Source organism: Pseudomonas sp. DCB_BI (assembly GCF_026240995.1).
In the GTDB taxonomy this organism is placed as follows: domain Bacteria; phylum Pseudomonadota; class Gammaproteobacteria; order Pseudomonadales; family Pseudomonadaceae; genus Aquipseudomonas.
This window is the reverse complement of sequence record NZ_JAPFCG010000024.1, coordinates 29,380-53,868: the sequence shown is the minus strand read 5'-3', so window position 1 is coordinate 53,868 and position 24,489 is coordinate 29,380. Positions and strand designations below refer to the sequence as shown.

Below are 24,489 nucleotides of genomic sequence, written 5' to 3'. Positions count from 1 at the left end.
TTTTGTCCTGCTCCGCATGCAGGTTTCGGGACGATTCATACAAGGGAAGAGGTCATGCTTCGAATTCGCAAACTGGTTCTGGCCATGGCTGCAGCATCAGCGCTGTCGTCTGGCATGGCGAATGCGCTGGGCCTGGGGGAGCTGACCCTGAAGTCGGCACAGAATCAGCCGCTGGACGCCGAGATCGAATTGCTCGACGTGCGCGACCTCAAGGCCGCCGAAGTGGCGCCAAGCCTGGCGCCGCCAGAAGAGTTCAGCAAGGCCGGGGTGGCGTTTCCGACCTACCTTGAAGACCTGACCTTCACGCCGGTGATCAACCCCAACGGCAAGAGCGTGCTGCGGGTTACCTCCAGCCAGCCGCTGCCGGGGCCAGTGGTCAAGTTCCTGGTCCAGGTGATGTGGCCGCAGGGCCGCTTGCTGCGTGACTACAGCGTGCTGCTCGACCAGGCCAAGGCCCAAGGCGACAAGCCGGCGGCGGGCAATGTGACCCCGGCCACCACCGGAGCCAGCAGCTACACCACCCAACGCCGCGATACCCTGTGGCAGATTGCTGCGCGCAACACCCAGGGTGGCTCGATCCAGCAGACCATGATTGCCATTCAGGCGCTCAACCCGGATGCCTTTATCGGCAACAACATCAACCAGCTGAAGGTTGGCCAGGTGCTGCGCCTGCCCGACCAGCAGCAGATCCAGAACATCCCGCAGGGCGAGGCCAACAGCGAAGTGGCCGAGCAGTATGCCGCCTGGCGTGAAGGCCGCCGTCTGGGCCCGCGTGCCCGCCAGCTCGACGCCACCCGCCGTGGTGCCGCCGACGCTGCCCCGGCACGGATCGCCCAGGGCGACAACCTGCGGCTGGTCAGCCCGGGCAGCCAAGCCGGTGCCGACCAGGCCAAGGCCCTTAACGACAAGCTGGCAGTGGCCCAGGAAAGCCTGGACACCAGCCGTCGTGACAATGAAGAACTCAAGAGCCGCATGACCGACCTGCAGAGCCAGTTGGACAAGCTGCAGCGGTTGATCGAGCTGAAAAACGACCAGTTGGCCCGTCTTGAAGCCCAAGGCGCAGCCACACCAACCCCGGCTGCCGCCACGCCCGCACCTGCACCGACTGCACCGACTGCTCCGGCGGCAGGCGCGCAGCCAGCAGCCAAGCCAGCACCTGCCGAAGCCGCCCCCGCGGCCGAGCCTGCGCCGGCCGCCCAGCCGGGCAGCGTTGTCGATCAGGTCATGGGCAACCCGCTGCTGCTGGGGCTGATTGCCGGTAGCGCGTTCCTCGTGCTGTTGCTTCTGCTGTTGCTGCTGGCGCGCAAGCGCAAGGCCCAACAGGAAGCCGAGAAGCACCTGCGCATGGCGCGGGCGCTGGAAGAGGAGCAGGGCAGCGGGTTCGACAGCGATACCGAGAGCCTTGATGGCATTGAGGTCCCGGAGCCCAGCGTGACGCTGTCGCCTGCCGTGGTCGCCGCTTCGGCGGCGGCTGCAGTCGCTGCGGAAAAAGTGGCAGAGGCCGAGCCACAGCCGCAAGCTGACCCGCACGCCGCGCTGCTCGCGGAAGTTGATCAATGCCTGGCCGAAGGCCGCCTGAACCGTGCCGCCGACTTGCTGGAGCCCGCCGTGGCCGCAGCCCCGGCGCGTGACGACCTGCGCCTTAAACTGATGGATGTGTACGCCCGCCAGGGTGATCAGAGCGCGTTTGCCGAGCAGGAGCGCCTGCTATCGGCCAGCGAGCACAACGCGTCTGAAGTCGCCGGCCTCAAAGAGCGCTACCCGGCCATGCTCGGCCTGGCCGCCGCCGGCCTGGGGGCCGCGGCGCTGGCTGCCGAAATGGATGAGCAGTACGTGCAGGAACTGCTGCACGAAGACGCCGAGGCGCCGGTAGTTGCCGATGTGGTGCCTGAAGAGGTGCCTGAGTTCGAGCCGCAAGGCGAGGCGGAGCCGGAGGTTGTCGCGCAAGCGGAGCCTGAGACTGAATTCGATGCCCTCGACGAAGTACCCATCCTCGATGTTGCGGGCCTGGAAGACCAGGGTCTGGGCGAGCAGGACCTGGACAGTGCCTTTGACCTGAGCCTGGATGGTGACCTGCCCGAAGAAGATCCACTGGCAACGCCATTGCTGGACGAGTCGATAGCGCAGGAGCCTGTCCCCGACGAACTGGTCATTGCCGAACCCGTGCTGGACGAGCCGGAGCAGCCAGAGGTTCAGGCCGAAGAGCCACCGTTCGCCGTGGATGCCGAGCTGCAGGCCGACGCCGATGCCGATTTCGAGGCCATGCTGGCCCAGGCCGAGGCGCAGCCAGCCGTGGACCTGTCTGACTTCGATCTTGATGTCGGCGAGCCGGTCGCCCCAGCCGCACCGCAAGCAGAGGCAGGGGCCCCGGTAGATACCGTGGCTGAGCTGGCCGCCTTCGACAGCATGCCGGAGTTTGACCCGGCATCCGACTTCGACATGCCGTCGGACTTCGACCTGTCGCTGTCGCTGGACGACGATTCGCCGGCCGCCAAGAGCTTTGCCTCGGAGCTGGACGACGTCAACGCCGAACTGGACAAGCTGTCGCAGAGCCTCGAAACGCCGTCGCTGGAGCCGCACTTCACCAGCGAGGATGCGGCAGCCCAACCCGAGCCCGAGCCGCTGGACGACTTGGACTTCGACTTCTTCTCCGGCAGTGATGAAGTGGCCACCAAGCTCGACCTGGCCCGTGCCTATATCGACATGGGCGACAGCCAGGGTGCCCGCGACATCCTCGACGAAGTGGTCAAAGACGGTGACGACAGCCAACGCCAGGAAGCCGAGGACATGCTTTCCCGGCTGGTCTGATGCAAACAGGGCAGGCTTCGCGGCTTGCCCGCTTTCACAGGAATCCACCCATTTTCGAGCTTGTGGGTCACCTGTGGGAGTGGGTGCGGCCGCGAAGAGGCCTGCGCATGCAGTGTTCATCCACCGGCAGCCCTACGCGGCTGCCGTTGTCGTTATAATCCCCGCCATTCCGTACATCCCACAGGTTTCATGCTCTTGGACATCATCGACCCCGTCGCCACCGAATCCGCGGCCGAAGGCTACTCTCGCATCGCCCTGGGCGTGGAATACAAAGGCGCGCGCTACCGCGGCTGGCAGCGCCAGGCCAGTGGTGTGCCAAGTGTCCAGCAGGCCCTGGAAAAAGCCCTGTCCACGGTCGCCAACGAGCCGATCTCGGTCATCTGCGCCGGTCGCACCGATGCGGGTGTGCACGGCTGCGGGCAGGTCGTGCACTTCGACACCCGCGCCGTGCGTGACGAGCGCGCCTGGACCATGGGCACCAACTTCAACCTGCCGCACGATATCAGCGTGGTCTGGTCGCGGCCGATGCCGGCCGATTTCCACGCACGCTTCAAGGCCTGCGCCCGGCGCTACCGCTACGTCATCTACAACGACCCGATCCGCCCGGCCCACCTGGCCGAGGAAGTGACCTGGAACCACCGCCCGCTGGACGTTGAACGCATGGCCGAGGCAGCGCAGTTCCTGCTCGGTACCCACGACTTCAGCGCCTTCCGCGCCAGCCAGTGCCAGGCCAAGTCGCCGATCAAGCACATCTATCACCTGCGCGTTACCCGCCATGGCCAGATGATCGTGCTGGATGTGCGCGCCACCGCCTTCCTGCACCACATGGTGCGTAACATTGCCGGCGTGCTGATGGCCATCGGCGCCGGCGAGCGCCCGGTGACCTGGGCCCGCGAAGTGCTGGAAGGGCGCAACCGAAGCGAGGGGGGCGTTACCGCGCATCCCTATGGCCTGTACCTGGTGCAGGTGGAGTACCCCGAAGCGTTCGCCCTGCCCAAGCGTTACATCGGCCCACACTTTTTGAGCGGTTACGAAGCGTTGGCAGACTGACGGGCGAAAAGCCATTTGCTAACATCCGGCCTTTGACCGTAATAACCAGGGTTCGCGTGCCATGAGCAATGTTCGCAGCAAGATCTGCGGGATTACCCGCATCGAAGACGCACTGGCCGCTGCCGAAGCGGGTGCCGATGCCATCGGCTTCGTCTTCTATGCCAAGAGCCCGCGTGCCGTGGACGTGCGCCAGGCGCGGGCAATCATTGCCGAGCTGCCGCCGTTCGTGACCACGGTCGGCTTGTTCGTCAATGCCTCGCGCTGCGAGCTGACCGAGATCCTCGAAGCGGTTCCGCTGGACCTGCTACAGTTCCACGGCGACGAAACCCCGCAGGACTGCGAAGGTTACCATCGCCCCTGGATCAAGGCCCTGCGGGTACGCCCGGGCGACGACCTGGAGGCGGCCTGCAAGCTCTACGCCGGGGCTCGTGGCATTTTGCTGGACACCTATGTGGCAGGCGTGCCCGGGGGAACCGGCGAGGCGTTCGACTGGTCTCTGGTGCCGGCGCACCTGAGCAAGCCGATCATCCTTGCCGGTGGTCTGTCGGCCGATAACGTCGCCCAGGCCATTGCCCAGGTGCGGCCTTATGCAGTGGATGTCAGCGGTGGCGTCGAGCAAGCCAAGGGCATCAAGGACGCGGCGAAGATCGAGGCCTTCATGCGTGCGGTGAAACAGGCGTGATAGCGGATGTGACGGCTGGCTGCGCGCCATCGTCCATAGCTTTCGCAGCCCTGCGGGGCAGCTGCCTGTGCCTGTGGCAGCAATACAACACATTAACGGTGGAGTGGTGCGCGGGAAGCCCCGGCAGCCGGTCCATCATCGTTTCATAAGATTTTGAGCTCAAGGGCAGGGCAGGGTCGGCGCTAACGGCCCCCGCCTGCCAATACTGGAGAAAGAAAGCATGAGCAACTGGTTAGTCGACAAACTGATCCCTTCGATCATGCGTTCCGAGGTGAAGAAGAGCTCGGTGCCTGAGGGCTTGTGGCACAAGTGCCCGTCCTGCGAGGCCGTGCTGTATCGTCCGGAGCTGGAAAAAACCCTGGATGTCTGCCCCAAGTGCAACCACCACATGCGCATCGGCGCACGTGCGCGCATCGACATCTTCCTCGACGCCGAAGGCCGTGCCGAACTGGGCGCCGACCTCGAGCCGGTCGACCGCCTGAAATTCCGTGACGGCAAGAAGTACAAGGATCGCCTGGTTGGCGCGCAGAAGCAGACCGGCGAAAAAGACGCGCTGATTTCCATGAGCGGCACCCTGATGGGCATGCCAATCGTGGTCAGCGCCTTCGAATTCTCGTTCATGGGCGGTTCCATGGGTGCCATCGTCGGCGAGCGCTTCGTGCGCGCGGCCAACTACGCCCTGGAGCACCGTTGCCCGATGGTCTGCTTCTCCGCCTCGGGCGGTGCGCGCATGCAGGAAGCGCTGATCTCGCTGATGCAGATGGCCAAGACCTCGGCCGTACTGGCGCGCCTGCGCGAAGAAGGCATCCCGTTCATCTCGGTGCTGACCGACCCGGTGTATGGCGGTGTTTCCGCCAGCTTGGCCATGCTCGGCGACGTCATCGTCGGTGAGCCGAAAGCCCTGATCGGCTTCGCCGGCCCGCGGGTGATCGAGCAGACTGTCCGCGAGAAGTTGCCAGAAGGCTTCCAGCGCAGCGAATTCCTGCTGGAGCACGGCGCCATCGACTTGATCATCTCCCGCAGCGAACTGCGCCCGCGCCTGGCTCGCCTGCTGGCGCAGATGACCGGCCAGGACACCCCGGAGCAAGCGCGTGAGGCGGCTGCCGTCGCGTGATGAAACAACGATCCCTGGGCGAATGGCTCGCCTACCTCGAGCAGTTGCACCCCTCGGCTATCGACATGGGCCTGGAGCGGTCGCAGAAGGTGCTTGCCCGCCTGGCGCTGGGCAAGCTGGCGCCGCGCGTGGTAACCGTTACCGGCACCAATGGCAAGGGTTCGACCTGCGCCTTTGTGGCCTCGTTGCTGCGTGCCCAGGGGCTCAAGGTCGGCGTTTACAGCTCGCCGCACCTGTTACGTTACAACGAGCGGGTGCTGATCGATGGCCAGGAGGCCAGTGATGAGCGCCTTTGCGAAGCCTTCGCTGCCGTCGAGGCGGCGCGGGGCGATATTTCCCTGACCTACTTCGAGATGGGCACGCTGGCCGCGTTCTGGTTGTTCTATCAGTCACAGCTGGATGCCGTAGTGCTGGAAGTAGGCCTTGGTGGCCGCCTGGACACCGTGAACGTGGTGGATGCCGACCTGGCCCTGGTGACCAGCATCGGCGTCGACCATGTCGATTACCTGGGGGATACCCGCGAGCTGGTAGCCTTCGAGAAAGCCGGGATCTTCCGCCAGGGCAAGCCGGCGCTGTGCGGCGACCTCGATCCGCCACAACCGTTGCTGGACAAGGCCGCCGAGCTGGGCGCGCCGCTGTTCCTGCGTGGGCGTGACTTTGATCTGGTCAGCACCGAGGGCGGCTGGAGCTGGCGCGGTACGGCGGCGGATGGTGCGCCGGTAGCGCTTCATGGCCTGCCACTGCTCGACTTGCCCATGGAAAACGCCACGCTGGCCCTGCAGGCCTACCTGTTGATGGGCCTGCCGTGGGATGCCGCGCAGGTGCGCCAGGCGTTGCTGGATACCCGTATTACCGGGCGCCTCGACCGCCGCCAGTTGAGCTGGCATGGCAAGCCGGTAGAACTGCTGCTGGATGTCGGGCACAACCCGCATGCCGCCGAGTATCTGGCCCGGCGCCTGGCTGCCCGGCCGCCGAAGGGGCGCCGCCTGGCGGTATTCGGCCTGCTCGCCGACAAGGACCTCGACGGCGTTGTGGCGCCGCTGCAGGGGCTGGTCGACGACTGGGCGGTGGCGCCGCTGGATACCCCGCGTAGCCGCCCGGCTGCAGAACTGGCCGCAGCCTTGACGAACCTCGGTGCAGCGGTGAAGTCTTATGCCTGTGTCGGCGCCGCCCTTGAGGGCCAATGTGCGCAGGCGACGGCGGATGACCAGATCCTGCTGTTCGGTTCGTTTTTCTGTGTCGCCCAGGCGCTGGAATGGCTGGAGCGGCACGCCCAGGAGGGTGGAGTAGATGGCAGTGCTGGATAAAGGGATGAAACAGCGCATGGTGGGTGCGCTGGTGCTGGTGGCGCTGGCGGTGATTTTCCTGCCGATGCTGTTCACCCGCGAGGACGAGATGCGCCAGGTGCGCGTCGACGCCCCGCAGGCACCGGCCATGCCCAGCCTGCCGGAAGTGAAGGTGGAGCCGGTTGCTGTGCCGGAGCCGCAGGTCATTCCGGAAGAGCCCCAGCAGGCACCGGTTGTGGTCAACGAGTCGACTACCCCGGCCAGCGCGCCCAGCCAGCCGATCACCCCGTCGCCGCAGACCCAGGCGCAGGCCCAGCCGGCCAAGCCGCAGGCGCCTGCACCAGCGCCCAAGGTCGAGGCCAAGCCCGCTGCAACGCCAGCACCGGCCGCGCCATCGAAGATCGACGTCAATGGCTTGCCGGTCAGCTGGTCGATCCAGTTGGCCAGCCTGTCCAACCGCGCCGGTGCCGAAAAACTGCAGCAGACCCTGCGGACCCAGGGTTACAACGCCTATATCCGTTCGGCAGGTGGCATGAACCGGGTGTATGTGGGGCCGTTGATCGAGCGCGCCGAGGCCGAACGCGTGCGTGACGCGATCAACCGCCAGAACAGCCTCAAGGGCTTTGTGGTGCGCTTCCAGCCTGAGCGCAGCTGATCAAGCGGGGCGGCTTTGCCGCCCATCGCCGGCAAACCGGCTCCTGCATGGGGCGCATCGGCCTCAGGCCCTCTGCAATTCCCGAAAGAACAGCTGACATTCCGCTTACCCAAGCCCCCGCCGCTCTGGTAAAATGCGCCGCCTCAAACGTCTGCAGGCAGCGCCGTGGCATTTACCTTGGTTGATTGGGCGATCATCGCGATCATTGCCGTCTCCACACTGATCAGTCTCAAGCGCGGCTTCGTCAAGGAAGCCTTGTCCTTGCTCATCTGGATCATTGCCGGTGCGGTTGCCTGGATGTTCGGCGGTTCACTCTCGGTGTATCTTGAGAGCTATATCCAGACCCCATCGATGCGCATCATCGCGGGCTGCGCCATTCTATTCGTCGCCACCTTGCTGGTGGGGGCCATGGTCAACTTCCTTGTCGGCGAGCTGATCCGTGTGACCGGGCTGTCCGGCACCGATCGTTTCCTGGGCATGGCCTTCGGTGCCGCGCGCGGGGCCTTGCTGGTAGTGGTGGCCATAGGCCTGATCAGCCTGGGGCCGGTTCAACAAGACACCTGGTGGCAGGAATCTCGCCTGATACCACAGTTTCTCCTGGTCGCCGACTGGTCGAAAAACCTGATCCTGGGTTTCACCGGCCAGTGGTCGCCCGGTGGGCTGATCAGCGCTCCGGCTGATCTTCCGTTCAAGGAACAGTTGCTCGGGCCAGCAAAGCCCTGAGCGCTATTCACTCAAGTTTTGTCAAAGTAGGGGTTGCGTCGCATGTGTGGCATCGTCGGTATCGTCGGTAAGTCGAACGTCAATCAGGCGCTGTATGACGCGCTTACGGTCCTCCAGCACCGCGGCCAGGACGCTGCCGGTATCGTGACCAGCCATGACGGCCGGTTGTTCCTGCGCAAGGATAATGGCCTGGTGCGCGATGTCTTCCAGCAGCGCCACATGCAACGCCTGGTCGGCAGCATCGGCATCGGCCACGTGCGCTACCCGACTGCGGGCAGTTCCACATCGGCCGAGGCCCAGCCGTTCTACGTCAACTCGCCGTATGGCATCACCCTGGCGCACAACGGCAACCTGACCAACGTCGAGCAGTTGGCCAAGGAGATCTACGAGTCCGACCTGCGCCACGTCAACACCAACTCCGACTCGGAAGTGCTGCTGAACGTATTCGCCCATGAGCTGGCGGTACGCGGCAAGCTGCAGCCGACCGAAGAAGACGTGTTCGCTGCCGTTTCCCATGTGCACAGCCGCTGTGTGGGTGGTTACGCCGTGGTGGCGATGATCACCGGCTATGGCATTGTCGGCTTCCGTGACCCCCACGGTATCCGCCCGGTGGTGTTCGGCCAGCGTCACACCGACGAAGGCGTTGAATACATGATCGCCTCGGAAAGCGTGGCCCTGGACGTACTCGGCTTCACCCTGATCCGCGACCTGGCGCCGGGCGAAGCGGTGTACATCACCGAAGAAGGCCAGCTGTTCACCAAACAGTGTGCCGAAGCCCCGACGCTGCAGCCGTGCATCTTCGAACACGTCTACCTGGCCCGTCCGGACTCGATCATCGATGGTGTCTCGGTGTACAAGGCCCGTCTGCGCATGGGTGAAAAACTCGCCGACAAGATCATGCGCGAGCGCCCCGAGCACGATATCGACGTGGTCATCCCGATCCCGGATACCAGCCGCACCGCCGCGCTGGAACTGGCCAACCGCCTGGGCGTGAAGTTCCGCGAAGGCTTCGTCAAGAACCGCTACATCGGCCGGACCTTCATCATGCCTGGCCAGGCCGCGCGGAAGAAATCGGTACGCCAGAAGCTCAACGCCATCGAGCTGGAATTCCGCGGCAAGAACGTGATGCTGGTGGACGACTCGATCGTGCGCGGCACCACCTGCAAGCAGATCATCCAGATGGCCCGCGAAGCCGGCGCCAAGAACGTCTACTTCTGCTCCGCAGCCCCGGCAGTACGCTACCCCAACGTCTACGGCATCGACATGCCGAGTGTTCACGAACTGATCGCCCACAACCGTACCACCGAACAGGTGGCCGAGTTGATCGGCGCCGACTGGCTGGTCTATCAGGACCTGCCAGACCTGATCGACTCGGTCGGGGGCGGCAAAATCAAGATCGAGCACTTCGATTGCGCCGTGTTCAACGGTGAGTACGTCACCGGCGATATCGACGAAGCCTACCTCGACCGTATCGAGCAGGCCCGTAATGACCTGGCCAAGGTCAAGAACCAGGCCGTCAGCGCGATCATCGACCTCTACAACAACTGATTCAGGGAGCGACGGCATGACGGATCAATGGGATGCCGGTCGACTGGACAGCGACCTCGAGGGTGTCGGTTTCGACACCCTGGCGGTGCGCGCCGGTCAAAACCGTACACCAGAGGGTGAGCACAGCGAAGCGCTGTTCCTGACCTCGAGCTATGTGTTCCGCACGGCGGCCGATGCCGCTGCGCGCTTTGCCGGTGAAACGCCGGGCAACGTCTATTCGCGCTACACCAACCCCTCTGTGCGTGCCTTCGAGGAACGCCTGGCGGCCATGGAAGGTGCCGAACAGGCCGTGGGCACGTCCACCGGCATGGCGGCAATCCTCGCCGTGGTCATGTCGCTCTGCAGCGCGGGTGACCATGTGCTGGTATCGCAGAGCGTGTTCGGTTCGACCATCAGCCTGTTCGAGAAGTACTTCAAGCGTTTTGGGCTGCAGGTGGACTATGTGCCCCTGGTCGATCTGGCTGGCTGGGAACAGGCCATCAAGGCCAATACCAAGCTGCTGATCGTCGAGTCACCGTCCAACCCGCTGGCCGAGCTGGTCGATATCACCGCCCTCAGCGAGATCGCCCATGCCCATGGTGCCATGCTGGTGGTGGATAACTGCTTCAGCACCCCGGCACTGCAGCAGCCGCTGAAACTGGGGGCCGACATCGTGTTCCACTCGGCAACCAAGTTCATCGACGGCCAGGGCCGTTGCATGGGCGGCGTGGTTGCCGGCCGTGCCGAGCAGATGAAAGAAGTGGTGGGCTTCCTGCGTACCGCAGGCCCGACCCTCAGCCCGTTCAACGCCTGGATCTTCACCAAAGGCCTCGAAACCCTGCGCCTGCGCATGCGTGCGCATTGTGAAAGCGCCCAGGCCCTGGCTGAATGGCTGGAGCAGCAGGACGGCGTGGAGAAGGTGCATTACGCCGGCCTGCCAAGCCACCCGCAGCACGAACTGGCCAAACGCCAGATGAGTGGCTTTGGTGCGGTGGTCAGCTTTGAGGTGAAGGGCGGTAAAGAGGGCGCCTGGCGCTTCATCGATGCGACCCGGGTGATTTCCATCACTACCAACCTGGGTGACAGCAAGACGACCATCGCCCACCCGGCCACCACCTCCCACGGCCGTCTGTCGCCGCAGGAGCGTGCAGCCGCGGGTATCCGCGACAGCCTGATCCGTGTTGCCGTGGGCCTGGAAGACGTGGCCGACCTGCAGGCGGACCTGGCGCGCGGTCTGGCAGCACTGTGATCGAAATCAGCGGCAGCCCCCCGGGCCACAATGGCCGGGTAGCCCTGGTAACCGGTGCCGCGCGCGGCATCGGCCTGGGTATTGCCGCATGGTTGATCTGTGAAGGCTGGCAGGTGGTGCTCAGCGACCTTGATCGCCAGCGCGGCGCCAAGGTGGCCAAGGCACTCGGTGACAACGCCTGGTTCATCACCATGGACGTTGCCGATGAGGCTCAGGTCAGCGCCGGGGTGTCCGAAGTGCTCGGGCAGTTTGGCCGGCTGGATGCACTGGTGTGCAACGCGGCAATTGCCAACCCGCACAACCAGACGCTGGAAAGCCTGAGCCTGGCGCAGTGGAACCGGGTACTGGCGGTCAACCTCAGCGGCCCGATGTTGCTGGCCAAGCACTGTGCGCCTTACCTGCGGGCGCACAACGGGGCGATCGTCAACCTGACCTCTACCCGGGCGCGCCAGTCCGAGCCGGACACCGAGGCTTACGCGGCGAGCAAAGGCGGGCTGGTGGCCTTGACCCATGCCTTGGCCATGAGCCTCGGCCCGGAGATCCGCGTCAATGCGGTGAGCCCGGGCTGGATCGACGCACGCGACCCGTCGCAGCGCCGTGCCGAGCCACTGACCGAAGCCGAGCATGCCCAGCACCCGACGGGGAGGGTAGGCACGGTGGAGGATGTGGCTGCCATGGTGGCCTGGCTGCTGTCGCGCCAAGCGGCCTTCGTCACCGGCCAGGAGTTTGTGGTCGATGGCGGCATGACCCGCAAGATGATCTACACCTGAGCACCTTGTTTGATCTGCGCCGGCCTCTTCGCGGGTAAACCCGCTCCTACCACGGTAAATGTCCAACTGTGGGAGCGGGGTTACCCGCGAAGAGGCCGGCGCAGGCAATCACATCACGTTGTCTTTTTGAAAAAAATTCAATGGGGCTATTGACTTAGCTTCGCCACCTGCGTAAATTTCGCGGCCTCAGCGAAGCAAACGCAACAAGCAACATCGCGAGGGTGATTAGCTCAGCCGGGAGAGCATCTGCCTTACAAGCAGAGGGTCGGCGGTTCGATCCCGTCATCACCCACCACTTCCTGAGATGTTCCTGCCGCTTCAGGTTTTGCAAAAAGCCTCAAGCCAGAGAGGAACGCACTGCGCAGCGGTAGTTCAGTCGGTTAGAATACCGGCCTGTCACGCCGGGGGTCGCGGGTTCGAGTCCCGTCCGCTGCGCCATTTTTCAGTAACAGATGGGTGCCTGGCACCGGTCTGAAGCCACAAGGTTAACACCTTTGGCTGATCCCAGTTTCAATCGGGCGCAAGCCTGAACGATACGCAGCGGTAGTTCAGTCGGTTAGAATACCGGCCTGTCACGCCGGGGGTCGCGGGTTCGAGTCCCGTCCGCTGCGCCATCTTCGTTTCAAGGTCCCTAGAACACCTTGAAGCAAACACAAAAGAAGCGATCACGTCATCGCTTTTTTTGTGCCTGCCCTGAGGCCATCGCGCCGGAAGGGTAGACCCAGGTTTCAATCGGGCGCAAGCCTGAATGATACGCAGCGGTAGTTCAGTCGGTTAGAATACCGGCCTGTCACGCCGGGGGTCGCGGGTTCGAGTCCCGTCCGCTGCGCCATCTTCGCCTCAAGGCCCCATGAACGCCTTGGAGCAACGTCAAAGCGACCTTCGGGTCGCTTTTTTCGTTCTGGTGCCTGGCCATTGCCTGCCTTTACCCACATTTACACCAAGTTGACAGGTTCTTCACCGACCAGTGGTTCCAGTGCCTGCCTGCTGTGTTGCACAATAGGCACCTTCTCGACATACCCGGAATTCGCAATGACCAGATCTTCCGTCTTTGGTGCGCTCGGGCTGGCCCTGGTGCTGGCGGGCGTGACCGGTTGTTCCTCAAAAAAAGCTGCCGTCTACGAGCACGAGAATTTCGATGACTCGGGCACCTTCTCGCGCAGCTTCCCGGTGAGCGATGCCGGTTCGTGCGAGGCCGCACGGCGCGCTTTGCTCAGCCAGGGTTACATCATCACCAGCAGCGGCGCCAACCAGGTGGTGGGCAACAAGAGCTTCCAGCAGAACAGCGAGAACCACCTGCAGATCAGCTTCAACGTTACCTGTGCGCCCGATGTCAGCGACGACCAGCGTTCGACCATGTTCGCCAACGCCCTTCAGGACCGCTACGCGCTGAAGAAGTCCAACACCTCCGCCAGCCTCGGTGTGGGTGTGCTCGGTTCGGTGTCGATGCCGATTGGTTCCAGTGACGATTCGATGGTCAAGGTGGCCAGTGAGACGGTGACGGCGGCGCAGTTCTATGATCGCTATTTTGCCTTGGTCGAAAGCTACCTGCCCAAGCCGAAAAAAGTGAGCAAGGCCAAGGTCGAAGAGCCAGCGCCGAAGATTGAGAAACCGGCGGCTGCCCTTGGGCTTCCGGAGCAAGCTGCGGCGAACCCGGTGGCGCCGGCCCCGGCAGCTGCACCGTTGGTCGAGGCGACGCCTGCACCTGCGGGGGTAGCCCCGACCAGCGAGGCGGCAGCGGCGCCGGTGGTGGATGACAGCCAGGGTTCCCAGCCTGTGGCCCCGCCGGCGGAAGCTGCACCCATTCAGGTGCAGCAGGATGCCCAGCCGGCCGAGGCCGCCCCCTCCCTTTGATTGATCGACTGGACCGGCCCTTTAGCGGGGTAGCTCGCGAAAGGGCCGGTTCAGGCAGTAAACATCCCCTGTTACAGACGCCCCGCGATAACTTCTTGAACACCTGCTACGTTTTCCACTCATAAGCTTGTCATCATTCCTTCATGCCACCTGCTTAGCTTGAAGGCGACACCTACGAAGACAAAATGAGTAAAGAGGACGCAGGGCTATGGATGAATACCAGGAAGAACTACTCGAAACCCAGGCTTACGAACTGGACACCCCGGAACCGGCTGACGACGCCACCGAGCTTTAACCTGCGCGTCGCTGGCTGCGGCGGAACTCCCCCGGTGTAAGGCCCGTCCAGCGCTTGAATGCGCGCTGGAAGGCCTCTGCCGAAGCGAAACCCAACAGAAAGGCAATCTCGCCGAACGCCAGCTCCGTATCGCGGATATAGGTCTCGGCCAGGTCGCGCCGTGTTTCATTGAGCAAATCCCGAAAGCGCGTACCTTCCTCGGCCAGCTTACGGCGCAAGGTCCAGGTGGGTAGTTGCAGTTGCAGGGCCACTTCCTCCAGGTCCGGTTCGCGGCCGCCATTGAGCAGGGGGCCCAGCAGGTGGGTGATGCGCTCACCCAGGCTGCGGACCCTTGTGCGTTGCAGCATTTCTGCCTCGCACAGTTGCAGCAGGTGCTGCCAGGTACTTGGGCAATGCGCTGGGTTGGCCAGTTGCAAGGTGGCGTGGCTCAAGCGTAGCTGGTTGTTTTCGGCGGCGAACTGCACGGGTGTGCTGCACAGCGGCTGGTACTTCGCGGCATAGGCTGGCGCGGCAAATTCGATGTCCATGCGCTCGGCCTGCACAGGGGTGCCGGCAAGGTCCGTCAGTTGGGCCAGCCAGCCGGCCAGCAGTGAGTCGACCACAAAGCGGTTGTAGTCGTTATACGGGCTGATGGAGTAGAAGCGCAGCCAGGCGCCCTGGGCATCTTCCACAAAGCGGGAATGGCCACGGTAGTTGGCCGCGTAAAGCGGCTCGAAGCGAAGCAGGGTGCGCGCCGCCTCACCCAAGGTGGGGGCCTGGGCCGCGGTGACCCCGGCCAGGCCAGCATGCGCCAGACGGCTCAGGCGCCCCATACGCAAGCCTAGAGCAGCCTCGCCGCTCATTTCGATTGCCGCGTGGCCCAGATGCATGTAGCGGGGGATGGACAGGCGTGCGCCGGCTTCGCCCAGGCGTGTCGCGTCCAGGCCGTAGCGGCGCAGCAATGGTTCAGGGTCGTGGCCCAGCTCGCGTAGGGCTTCGCTCAAAGGCTGGACAAAACCCACCGACAGTTCGCCCAGGCGCACGCGGGGGCGGGCCATGGGCTTACAGCCACACATTCAGCAGGCGGGCACCTGGGCTGGGAGGGGCGGCAAGCAACGCTCCCGACTGGCGGGCAAAGCCCTGGCCATCGCTGCCCTGTTCCCAGAACTGCCCGCGCATGAACACGCTCATACTGCTGATGTCGGTTCCGGCCACTTCGGTCAGGCGTTGCCAAGCCGCCTGTTCACTGACTTCGCCGCGCTGCAAGGCCAGCCCGGCGCTGGCATCCTGGTGGCGATTTCCCCGCCAGGGTGCTTGCCAGCTGCCCTTGCCACTGAGAAACGCTGGGTTGGCGATCAGTTGTACGGCTTGTTCAGTCAGTTGCTGGTGGTTTTCCGGGTACCAGCTGTCACTGCCCACCAGTATCCCCAGGCGCCCGGCCGGGGTCTGCACGACCTGCAGCGGGTGCTGGCGGCCGTCGTGGACGTAGCGGCGCATTTCACTGTCGGGATATTGCTGGCGCTGGGGCTGCCCCAGTAGCGAGCCGTCACCGGCAAACACCACACTGCTGTTGAACAGCGGCCCACGGCCGGTATGCAGTACGCCTTGTTTCACATAAGGTTCGGGCAGCACGATCGAACCGGCCACCAAGGTGACGCCAAATTCCTTGGCCAGGCCGCCGAACAGCTGCTGGTAGTCTGCGGCCATCTGCTCGGCCTTCATGCGCAAGTGCGCATCGGCGCGCCAGTCGTCGCCGTCAGCGCCAAGAACTGCGAGGCCATAGCGAAGCGGGTTGCTCAGTTCCAGCCATTGTTGGGCTTCGCGGCTCTGGGTAACTTGATACAGCTCGCTCTTCTCTCCGCGCGCCCACAGCCAGGTACCGATGTGTTCCGGCAGCACGACCACCGTGCGCGGGTTCACCAGGCCTTGGGCGCGGGCTTGCTCCAGATAGGCTGCGAGCTTGCGGTGCAGGCGTTGCAAGTTCTGATAGTCGCCCGGGTACAGCAGTGGTTCGACACCGAGCAGGTTGCCGTGCTCGCCCGGGACGCCATGGTTAAGCGCCAGTTCGATGCGCAGGTCGGACAGGTAGTGGCCTTCCGGGCGCTGTTGGGTCCAGAAGCCATAGCCGCAGAGGGCGGCGATCATCACCAGCGCCAGGGCGCTTGCCAGGAGTTTTCGCATCAAGCGTGGGTATTCGCTAAAAATGGAGTGGCCATGCAGGGAATCAAGGACATGATGCGGCCTTATTCATCAGCATCGGAATCCTTGTTGCCCTGCCTTCTTGCAGAGTCGCGTTTGATCATACCAAAGCTACCGGGCGCTTATGAGCATTCTCTGCAGACAAGAGCGGGTGTCACGGCCGGCAAGCCAGGCGCTGACGTTCATAGTTAACTGCCTTGTCCCGTTCCGGAAGGTTGTAAGGTGCCGAACACTGGCGCTCACCCCACTTGATGGTCAGGCTGCCCTGGTCCTGTTCCAGGAGTAACAATGCCTTGCCGCTCGGGTCGGAAATTGCCAGTTGCTGGCCCGCAGCGTCCTCGACCGAGGCCCCGAACGGTATCAATTGACCGCGCTCGTCGAACAGCTCGAACTGCACCCGACGCCCGCTCTTGCCGGTATAGCGGGCAAGCACCACGGCACCGCGGCGAGGCACCAACTGCTGGGTGGCGTTGTCGATTTCGATGTCGCCCCCCAGGTCACTGGTGTCCAGGCTGATCCAGTTGACGCGATAGGGCTGGGCGCTAGGGATCACCGCATAGCCATTGCGCCCGGTCTCCACACCGCTATAGCTGCTGATCTTTGCGCCCTTCACACCTGGCACTTCGGCCAGGGCGAAGGTCTCACTGAGCGACTGGCCGAGGTTGATGCCGCCCTGGTGGGCAACTAAGGCGCCGGCAATGTTCAGGTTCTGCGAGTCGTAGCCGCGTCCCTGGCTATAGCCCAGGCTGATGTCGGCGACCGAAGTGCGGGTGTTCAGGTTGGCCGATGCCGAGCTGCCGCTGGTGCGGCTGTGCCCGCCCTGGATCGAGTAGAAGGTGTCGCTGGTCTCCGACAGGTAGCCGTTGATACCGGCCTGGGTGGTGTCGTTGCCCTTCTGTGTGCTGGTGGTGACGAACGCCCGCGGTGCGCGGGCGCGGCTGCCGAGTGGGAACGATACCGACAGGTTGAGCTGGGTATCTTGCCCCGAAGGGCCTGAGTTCCCCAGCTCCTTGGTGCGGCTGACGTCCAGGTTGTAGGAGATCTCGCCCCAGTTGTTGCTGTATCCGGCGGTCAGGCTCTGCGAACCGCCGCGGTTCCAGTAGCGCTGGTCGGTGGCCGTCAGGTACAGGCTGCCGAACGCGCGGTTGCGGCCCAGGCTCTGGTTGATGGTCAGGTCGGTGCGGGTCTTGGAGTTGCCACTGCGCTTGATCGCGTTGGCGCTCAGGTCCTCGACATGCTGGGTGAGGGTACGGAAGCCCTCGGTGGAGTAGCGGTAGGCCGCGAGGGTAAAGTTGGTGTCGGTGCCGGTGAACGTCTTGGCGTAAAGCGCCCGCAAGCTGTTGCCTTGGGTGGTCTGGCCCAGGGCCTTGCTCGAGGAGTGGGTGACATCGAGCGAAAAGGCGCCCAGCAGTGTGTTCAGGCCGCTGCCCACGGCCATTGCCTTATAGTCTTGGGTGGCTTGCAGGCCAACGACGCCCGTCACGGTGTTGGTCAGGCCGTAAGCCAGCGTCGTACTGAGCATCTGCGGCGTGGCCAGGCCCTCCGTGTTGCTGTTGTAGCGTCCAGCGGACAGGCTGTACTTGACCTGACCGCCACGGACCATGAGCGGCAGGCTGGAAAAGGCCTGCACGGTGACCCGCCGACGGCCGTCGGCCTCGATGATGGTGACTTCCAGGTCGCCATTGGAGCCGCTGGGGTAGATGTCGCTGATCTCGAACGGCCCGGGCGGCACGTTGGCGGTGTAGAGCACGTAGTTGTTCTGGCGAATCTCGACCCTGGCGCTGGTCTGCGCCACGCCACGCACCACAGGTGCGTAGCCGCGCTCGCTGTCGGCGCGCATGCCTTCGTCCGAAGCCAGCTTCAGGCCTCGATAGCGCACGCTGTCGAACAGGTCGGTGTCGCTGAAAATGTCACCGGCGCTGAACTGGCCTTTGAGCGCGGTCACGTCGTGCTGCACATAGCTGCGGTTGCTCTTGAAGGTGTCCGGCTGCCCTGTGCCGCTGCTGAAGTTCGACTCGTTGCGCAAGCGCCAGCTGCCCAGGTTGATGCCGTTGCGCAGGCTCAGGTTGTTGGCGATGCGGGTCTCGGCATCGCCGGCGCTGCGGCTGGTGTTGAACTGATAGTTCACGAACGCCGCAGACACCCCTGCGTCCCACAGTTGTGGGTCGACGTAGCCGCGCAGGCCGCGTTTCATGGCAACCTGCGGGATGCTGGCGGACAGGCGCAGGTGACCCGAGTCGTAGCTCAGGCTGGCCTGGTCGATCAGTGCGGCCAGGTCGTGGCAGGCCAGGGCGGTATCCAGGCGCCCCAGTGCCTTGAGCTTGTCCATGTCGATACCCAGCTGCTCGAGCAGTTCCTGGGTCAGGCAGGGTTCCACTCGCCCAGTCTGTGGGTGGCGGTTGAATTCGATGTCACGCCGGCCTACCAGCACTTCGTTGCTGTACAGGTCTACCCGGTAGTTGCCCGGTAGCACGCTGTTGGCCGACAGCAGCGTTTGCAGGTCGACCGCCGATTGCGCGCCCTGCAGAAAGGTGGTGTTGAAGCCCTGCAGGTGGGCGGCGTCCTGCGCCGTTGCAAGGCTGGGCAGCGCGGTGCAGATGACCAATGACAGGGCGTTGAGCTTCCAGGCCGGACGAAGCGTGCCGCCACTGAACGCGTGCGCGCCTGCATCGGCTCCCTCGACGGGGTGGGGGGCGATGGACAGAGACATACCAGAAACCTATTTCATATCCCGGCACGGGCTGGGCACGGGGCGGCCGCACGCGACCAGGGCACGAGGTGGGGGCTACGATTTCACAAGGTGATGGCGGGTTCGGCAGGCTTGGCGCTACCCGGCTGGGCAGTGTTCAAACGCAAGGAATATCCATGTTGGGCGCCATAGTCGTTGATGCTCTTGAACGTCAGCGTCAACGGGCCGTCCACCTGGGAAAATACCGAGGTGAATGTCTTTTGTTCGCCAGGGGCGATCATGGTCGACTCGGCGTTGAGCACGGTTTGTTTCCCGCTTTTAAGTTCGATATCGGCCATCGACACGTGATACAGGCTGGGGTTGTTCACGGTCAGTTGTGGCTTCCCGGCGCGTTGGGTCAATTGCCAGACCAGTTGTTCGGGGGCCAGCAGGGCATTGCCGGGCAAGTTGGCCGGGCGGAAGAAAATCTTGATACGTTGGCGCACCGCCAACTGCAAGGTATTGGCCTGGGTACTGGCTTGCGGAATTTCCTGGACATTGAGCCAGACCACCGACTCGCGATCGGTCGGCAGGCCCTGGCCTTCATAGAGAATGCGTAACAGTTGTTCCTGCTTGGGCAATACTCTGGCCAACGGTGGAGTAATCGCGAACGGTGCCTGTGCGCGGTCGCCGGCATCCACCCAGGATTGCACCAGGACTTCCTGGTTGCCATTGCGCACGATGACATTGGCTTCTTTGTGCGCACCGTCGAACACGACGCGCGTAGCGCTCAGGGAGATGCTGGCAGTTGCCTGGGCGGCGACGAGCATGCCCAGCAACCCGAGAACGGGATACAGAGAACGACGCAACATGGTTGTGTACCTTGCGGGGCGAAGAAGTGGCGAGGCTGGTCAGCCTCGCGCAGGGAGCAGCGGCGAAGTGATTACTCGTACTGCAGGATGAACGGCAGGGTGGCGTCACCGCGACCGGCGGTGGCAGTGCCGGCGGCGCCCGTGGTGACATACGCCGCAGAGAAGCTCAGGGTGGCGTCGCCGCCCTCGGCGCCAGTGCCGTGCACGTCGCTCTGGATCTTGGCAGTGGCGGCCGAGCTCAGGTCGATCAGGTTGCCATTAGCGTCGAGCAGGGCAATGCCAACGTTGGCGGCAGTGCCGGTGCCTTTGGTCAGCGCCAGGACCTTCTTGCCAGTCACCAGGCCCGAACCGCCGCTGTTGGCATCGAAGATCATCGCCACCTTGGTGCCGAGGTTGCAGTTGACGTTGAGGTTGAAGTCCTTGCCGGTCACGCGGCCAGCGGTCGGGTTTTCGGCGGTGCCCATGTCCTTGATCGCGACGCTGCCCATGTCCACGGCGATCACGCGGTCGGCGTTGGCGCCATCGACCGAGCAGGCATCATTGTTGATCACGCCGGTGAAGGAGATCTTGCCGCTGCCACCGGTGATTGGCCCGGTGGCCTCGACGGCCAGTGCACCGGCCGAAGCGGTCAGGAGCGAGAGGGTCAGGGCGGCCAGGGAAACTTTATTCATATTGATGTCCACATGAGAGTGAGTAAGTGCTGCAACTTAGTGCACGCTCACCATAAGTCAGGTGGTTTCTCTGGCCCATCAGACGAATCTTAATAGCGGGGCAATGACGCTCGTTAGTTAATTAAAGATATGACTCGCCAGGCAATACGCCAACAATTCCTGATCGCTGTTCACTTCAAGTTTGCGCATCGCGGAAACTTTCTGCGCACTAATGGTCTTGGTACTTCGATGTTGGCTGCGGGCGATCTCACTGACACTTTGTCCGGCAACAAACAGGCGCAGTATTTCGAATTCCTTGGGTGACAGGTTTTTCACCCGTTGATCGATGGCGGTGTTACAGGCGACCACGGACTGCCGTGCCGGTGCCGGCGCCCGGTAAGTGCGGTTGCGGGCGACGGCATTGAGGGCCTTTTCGATTTCGCCATGCAACTGGCTCTTCTGGATCACGCCGTCCACGCCCAGTTCCTGCAGCCGTGTCAGGATCAGCGGGTTGGAGATCATCGTCAGCACGAGGATGCGGACGGCGGGATAGTGACGTTTGAGGTAGTCGATCAGTTTCAGGCCGTCACCGTAGGGTGAGTCTGCCGGCATGTTGTAGTCGGAGATGACCATGTCCACGGGTTGGCGTTCGAGCAGTTCGATCAGCCCTTGTGAACAGACGGCTTCGCCGACCACGCTAAAGCGTGGGTCGCGTTCGACCAGTTCCCGGACGCCGAGCAGCACGATGGGGTGATCGTCGGCGATGATGACCTTGAGTTTTTCCATAAAAGACGACCCGTTAGCCGGTGCGGATGGGAGGGTTGTTTCCATGCGCTATCAGCGCTGAAGTTGATTCTATGCGAGGGCATCGAGCATTGCTGACAGCCTGTTCAACACCCCTTCCAGCTTATCGGCCAGGGCCGCGTCGAGCGGCGACTCGGCCAGCGCGGACTCCAGCGCACAGCACTGCTCGGCCAGGGGCCGGGCCTGTACCGCGCCCAGGGCGCCGGCGATGCTGTGCAGGCGCTCGCCAAGACGCCGCTGGTCGCCTTGCTCAAGGGCCAGGCGCAATTGCTGCATATCCTCACGCAGGGTGGTGATGAACAGCGCGCGCATGGCGTCGGACACTTGCACGGTATCGGTGGCTGCAGGGGAGGGTGAGGCGCTGAGGCTGTCCGCTTGCGCACGGCTGGGGGCTTCGGCCAGTGCTGGCCGACACAGGCGGGCCAGATGGCTGCGCAACGCCTGCAGGCTCAACGGTTTGACCATCCAGGCATTCATGCCCGCCTCGAGACAGCGCTGGCCTTCTTCTCGCAGTGCATTGGCGGTGACGCCGATGATCGGCAACCGGGCGTCGTGCTGGCGCAGGGTCCTGGCCAGTTCGTAGCCATTCATCAACGGCATGTTTACGTCGGTCAGGACCAGGTCGAACTGGCCTGGCTGCCAGCGTTGCATGGCCTGTTCGCCGTTGGCCGCGACTACCGTGGTGCAGCCCAGCGCCTCGAGTTGCTCCTGCAGGATCGCCTGGTTGATCGGATTGTCCTCGGCCACCAGGATATGCAGACGCAGAGCGGCGCCTTGCTGTTGCGCGGTGCTCTGGTCATCGGGCGACCCGCCCTGGCGCACGACCGCGATGAGCTGGGCGATGGCCCGCACGTCATGCAGGTCTACCCGCCAGCAGCCGTCGACGAACGCGCCGGGGGTAGGGCCGTCGCTGCTGGCGCAGATCCGTTGGCCATGCCAGGTGGCAGCGTCGGGGCAGTCGAGCAGGTCTACCAGCAGGGCCTGGTGGTTGTCCTTCTCCAGGGGTGGAATCGTCAGGGTCGCGGCGATACCCAGGCGCTGCAGCCAGTCGACGCCATGCTGGGCAAGCTCCGGTATCGGCGCACGCACATACACCGGGGTCGGGTCGGGCACTGCGCTTGGGCTGTCGCTCAGCGCCCCCTGGGCCAGTGGCAGGCTGATGTTGAGGGAAAAGCTGCTGCCCAGCCCCGGCTCACTGACCACCTTGATCTGGCCACCCATCATGTCAGCCAGCCAGCCGCAGATCGGCAGGCCCAGGCCCGCACCGCCCTCGCTGGAGGCATCGGCGACCTGGTAGAACAGCTCGAAGAGCCTGGCCTGCTGCGCCTGGGAAATGCCAATGCCGCTATCGGCAACCTGCCATTGCAGCCGCACGTGGGTATCGTCGAGCGCCAGCACGCGGGTGCGCAGCACCACCCGACCGGTGTCGGTGAACTTGATGGCGTTGCTCAGCAGGTTGTTGAGGATCTGGCGGATGCGTATCGGATCGCCCACCACCTGCGCCGGCAGGCGGGCGTCATGGCAGGCATAGAGCAACAAACCCTTGCGCTCGGCGAAGGCGCGATAGGTGCGCACGGTGTCCTCGAGCATGTCCAGCGGGCAGAACGGCACGGGTTCGAGCGCCATCTGCCCGGATTCGATCTTGGTCACGTCGAGCACGTCACTGATCAGCTGGAACAGGGTTGCCGAGGAGCGCTGGATAGTGTGCAGATAGCCCTGCTGGCGTGCATCCAGGTGTGTCAGGCCGAGCAGCTCGAGGGTGCCCAGCACGCCGTACAGCGGGGTGCGGATCTCGTGGCTCATGGTGGCCAGGAACAGGGTCTTGGCGGTGTTGGCGGCGTCGGCGGCGCGCCGGGCTTCGTCGAGCGCCTGGGCGTCCTCGACATGGCGGGTGACGTCGTTGAATGCGTAAAGGCGCACGTCTTCGCCGTGGTAGCGGGTCGACACGAAACCGACCTGCAGGTGGCGACCTTCGACCTGCAGGTGGTGCTCGCCATTGCGGGTGTTGCCCACTGCCGAGGCGAGGGTACTGACCAGCTCGCGGGTGCCCTGCCATTGCTGCGCCCGCTGGTTCTCCAGCAGCACCTCGTTGTCGGCGCTGCGGATTACGCACAGGCCAGTCGGGGCGGTGTCGATGACCACCCGGCTGAAGGCCTCGCTCTCGGTGATGATTTCGTGGGCCGCGCGCGCAGGCAGGATGACCTCGCGCTGATACCAACGGATGGCCACCCGGCCCAGCCCGATGAGGACCAGGAACGTGGCGGCGATGCTGGCCAGCGACCAGAACGCGTAACGGAAGAAGTGCCGGTAGGTCACGGTGTAGATCGCACTCCAGCCACCGTTGGCCTGTTCGTGGAGACAGAACACCAGGCCTTCGGGCTTGATGTTGAGACCTTCATGCACCCCCTCCAGGGGCGTGGGCGCGCCGATCAGCACCTCACCGGCTGGGGTGATGAGGTTAAAGTGGTCATACACGGTCCAGTCCATGATGCGTTCGAAATCATCGATCTGGGCCAGGTCCACCAGCGACGCCACTTGCGTGGCTTGGCCCTCTGCCTTGTCCGAGCGCAGAGGGACGTTGGCGTAGGCCAGCACGCGTGGCGGGGAGGCCTGGTCCGGCTGCTCGACATAGCTGCGCCAGACGATCCTGCTGCCTGGGCCCCAGTCCTTGTCCTGAGGCTGGCGCACAATGACCTGCCTGATCACATCGATGAACGGTTCATTCTCCAGCTTGCCCCGCCCGCGTCCTGCGGCGGGAACCGTGATGTCGTAACGGGCATCCGGCGAGAACAGGAACACCTGTGGTGAACGGTACGGAGACGCCGACCAGAACATGCTATAGAAGCTGGCCAGGTTCGCCCCCAGGGTGAAGATGTCCGATACTTCGCGGTCAGCCAGGTTGTGTGGGTCGAATTTGAGGCTGAACGGCATGGAAAATGGAAAGATCTGGCCCTTGTAGATGTCCGGCCCTTCCTCGGGCATTGGCGCCAGCGCCGGCTCAAGCGCACGTGGGTAGTCGAGCAGCTCCCCCTTGGCGCTGCGTTGCACGAGGGCCTCGAGGAAGGTTTCCTGCTCCTGGACATTCTCCATCAGCCGGGCGAAATGGATGCTGACCGTGTCGCTGTGTTCGTCGATCAGGCGCTCGAGCGACCAGAGACTGAAGCCGGCCAGCAGCAGCGCCAGGCCCAGCAGGACGGTCATGCCTTTGTTCAGGCGCAGAGAGCTGCGGGCCAGGTTTTCCAGCAGGGCGTTGTACTGTTTCATGCAAGGGTCCGCAAGGGCGTGGGGGCATCGATACCCAACG

The 24,489-nt window shown here is 63.9% G+C and carries 18 protein-coding genes and 4 tRNA genes; 15 read left to right on the top strand and 7 right to left on the bottom strand.

Annotated elements, in window-relative coordinates:
• The first annotated feature begins 54 nt into the window (after nucleotides 1-54).
• From OO258_RS22990 to OO258_RS22920, 15 genes are all read left to right on the top strand, one after another.
• A complete protein-coding gene (locus OO258_RS22990; RefSeq protein ID WP_266032985.1) occupies nucleotides 55-2,808 on the top strand; it encodes a FimV/HubP family polar landmark protein in 2,754 nt (917 codons plus the stop codon).
• A 189-nt stretch (nucleotides 2,809-2,997) separates the two neighbouring features.
• Nucleotides 2,998-3,858 (top strand): tRNA pseudouridine(38-40) synthase TruA, encoded by an 861-nt coding sequence (truA, locus tag OO258_RS22985; protein WP_110744508.1) that lies wholly within the window; start codon nucleotides 2,998-3,000, stop codon nucleotides 3,856-3,858.
• Between the two features lie 61 nt (nucleotides 3,859-3,919).
• On the top strand, nucleotides 3,920-4,540 hold the full coding sequence (locus OO258_RS22980; protein ID WP_266032981.1) for a phosphoribosylanthranilate isomerase: 621 nt from the start codon (nucleotides 3,920-3,922) through the stop codon (nucleotides 4,538-4,540).
• Nucleotides 4,541-4,760: 220 nt separating this feature from the next.
• On the top strand, nucleotides 4,761-5,654 hold the full coding sequence (accD, locus tag OO258_RS22975) for an acetyl-CoA carboxylase, carboxyltransferase subunit beta (RefSeq protein ID WP_266032978.1): 894 nt from the start codon (nucleotides 4,761-4,763) through the stop codon (nucleotides 5,652-5,654).
• On the top strand, nucleotides 5,654-6,961 hold the full coding sequence (gene folC / locus OO258_RS22970) for a bifunctional tetrahydrofolate synthase/dihydrofolate synthase (protein ID WP_266032975.1): 1,308 nt from the start codon (nucleotides 5,654-5,656) through the stop codon (nucleotides 6,959-6,961). The genes accD and folC overlap by 1 nt, the downstream gene beginning before the upstream one ends.
• A complete protein-coding gene (locus OO258_RS22965; protein WP_266032972.1) occupies nucleotides 6,945-7,595 on the top strand; it encodes an SPOR domain-containing protein in 651 nt (216 codons plus the stop codon). Before folC ends, OO258_RS22965 begins: the two co-directional genes overlap by 17 nt.
• 165 nt (nucleotides 7,596-7,760) lie before the next feature.
• Nucleotides 7,761-8,318, top strand: a complete 558-nt coding sequence (locus OO258_RS22960; protein WP_110744503.1) for a CvpA family protein — start codon at nucleotides 7,761-7,763, stop codon at nucleotides 8,316-8,318.
• Between the two features lie 42 nt (nucleotides 8,319-8,360).
• Nucleotides 8,361-9,866, top strand: a complete 1,506-nt coding sequence (gene purF / locus OO258_RS22955; protein WP_266032966.1) for an amidophosphoribosyltransferase — start codon at nucleotides 8,361-8,363, stop codon at nucleotides 9,864-9,866.
• A 16-nt stretch (nucleotides 9,867-9,882) separates the two neighbouring features.
• Complete coding sequence (locus OO258_RS22950) at nucleotides 9,883-11,094, top strand: O-succinylhomoserine sulfhydrylase (protein ID WP_266032963.1); 1,212 nt, start codon at nucleotides 9,883-9,885, stop codon at nucleotides 11,092-11,094.
• Nucleotides 11,091-11,864, top strand: coding sequence for an SDR family oxidoreductase (locus tag OO258_RS22945; protein ID WP_266032959.1), 774 nt, complete (start codon nucleotides 11,091-11,093; stop codon nucleotides 11,862-11,864). The genes OO258_RS22950 and OO258_RS22945 overlap by 4 nt, the downstream gene beginning before the upstream one ends.
• Nucleotides 11,865-12,083: 219 nt before the next feature.
• Nucleotides 12,084-12,159, top strand: a tRNA-Val gene (locus tag OO258_RS22940).
• 66 nt (nucleotides 12,160-12,225) lie between these two features.
• A tRNA-Asp gene (locus tag OO258_RS22935) sits at nucleotides 12,226-12,302 on the top strand.
• A gap of 99 nt (nucleotides 12,303-12,401) precedes the next feature.
• Nucleotides 12,402-12,478: transfer RNA gene (locus OO258_RS22930), tRNA-Asp, on the top strand.
• Between the two features lie 141 nt (nucleotides 12,479-12,619).
• Nucleotides 12,620-12,696, top strand: a tRNA-Asp gene (locus OO258_RS22925).
• 200 nt (nucleotides 12,697-12,896) lie between these two features.
• Nucleotides 12,897-13,718, top strand: coding sequence for a DUF2242 domain-containing protein (locus tag OO258_RS22920; RefSeq protein ID WP_266032956.1), 822 nt, complete (start codon nucleotides 12,897-12,899; stop codon nucleotides 13,716-13,718).
• 291 nt (nucleotides 13,719-14,009) lie between these two features.
• On the opposite strand, the gene OO258_RS22915 is transcribed toward OO258_RS22920, so the two are convergent.
• The 7 genes from OO258_RS22915 to OO258_RS22885 all read right to left on the bottom strand — a co-directional run bounded on the left by OO258_RS22915 (nucleotide 14,010) and on the right by OO258_RS22885 (nucleotide 24,449).
• A complete protein-coding gene (locus tag OO258_RS22915; RefSeq protein WP_266032953.1) occupies nucleotides 14,010-15,050 on the bottom strand; it encodes an AraC family transcriptional regulator in 1,041 nt (346 codons plus the stop codon).
• A 4-nt stretch (nucleotides 15,051-15,054) separates the two neighbouring features.
• Nucleotides 15,055-16,173, bottom strand: coding sequence for a nitrilase-related carbon-nitrogen hydrolase (locus tag OO258_RS22910; protein ID WP_003247213.1), 1,119 nt, complete (start codon nucleotides 16,171-16,173; stop codon nucleotides 15,055-15,057).
• 172 nt (nucleotides 16,174-16,345) lie between these two features.
• Nucleotides 16,346-18,901, bottom strand: coding sequence for a fimbria/pilus outer membrane usher protein (locus tag OO258_RS22905; RefSeq protein ID WP_266032950.1), 2,556 nt, complete (start codon nucleotides 18,899-18,901; stop codon nucleotides 16,346-16,348).
• Between the two features lie 83 nt (nucleotides 18,902-18,984).
• Complete coding sequence (locus OO258_RS22900; RefSeq protein WP_266032947.1) at nucleotides 18,985-19,731, bottom strand: molecular chaperone; 747 nt, start codon at nucleotides 19,729-19,731, stop codon at nucleotides 18,985-18,987.
• 71 nt (nucleotides 19,732-19,802) lie between these two features.
• Complete coding sequence (locus OO258_RS22895; protein ID WP_266032945.1) at nucleotides 19,803-20,402, bottom strand: fimbrial protein; 600 nt, start codon at nucleotides 20,400-20,402, stop codon at nucleotides 19,803-19,805.
• Between the two features lie 117 nt (nucleotides 20,403-20,519).
• Nucleotides 20,520-21,167: a response regulator gene (locus tag OO258_RS22890; RefSeq protein WP_266032943.1), complete on the bottom strand. Its 648-nt coding sequence runs from the start codon at nucleotides 21,165-21,167 to the stop codon at nucleotides 20,520-20,522.
• 69 nt (nucleotides 21,168-21,236) lie between these two features.
• Nucleotides 21,237-24,449, bottom strand: a complete 3,213-nt coding sequence (locus tag OO258_RS22885; protein WP_266032940.1) for a hybrid sensor histidine kinase/response regulator — start codon at nucleotides 24,447-24,449, stop codon at nucleotides 21,237-21,239.
• Nucleotides 24,450-24,489 lie beyond the last annotated feature (40 nt).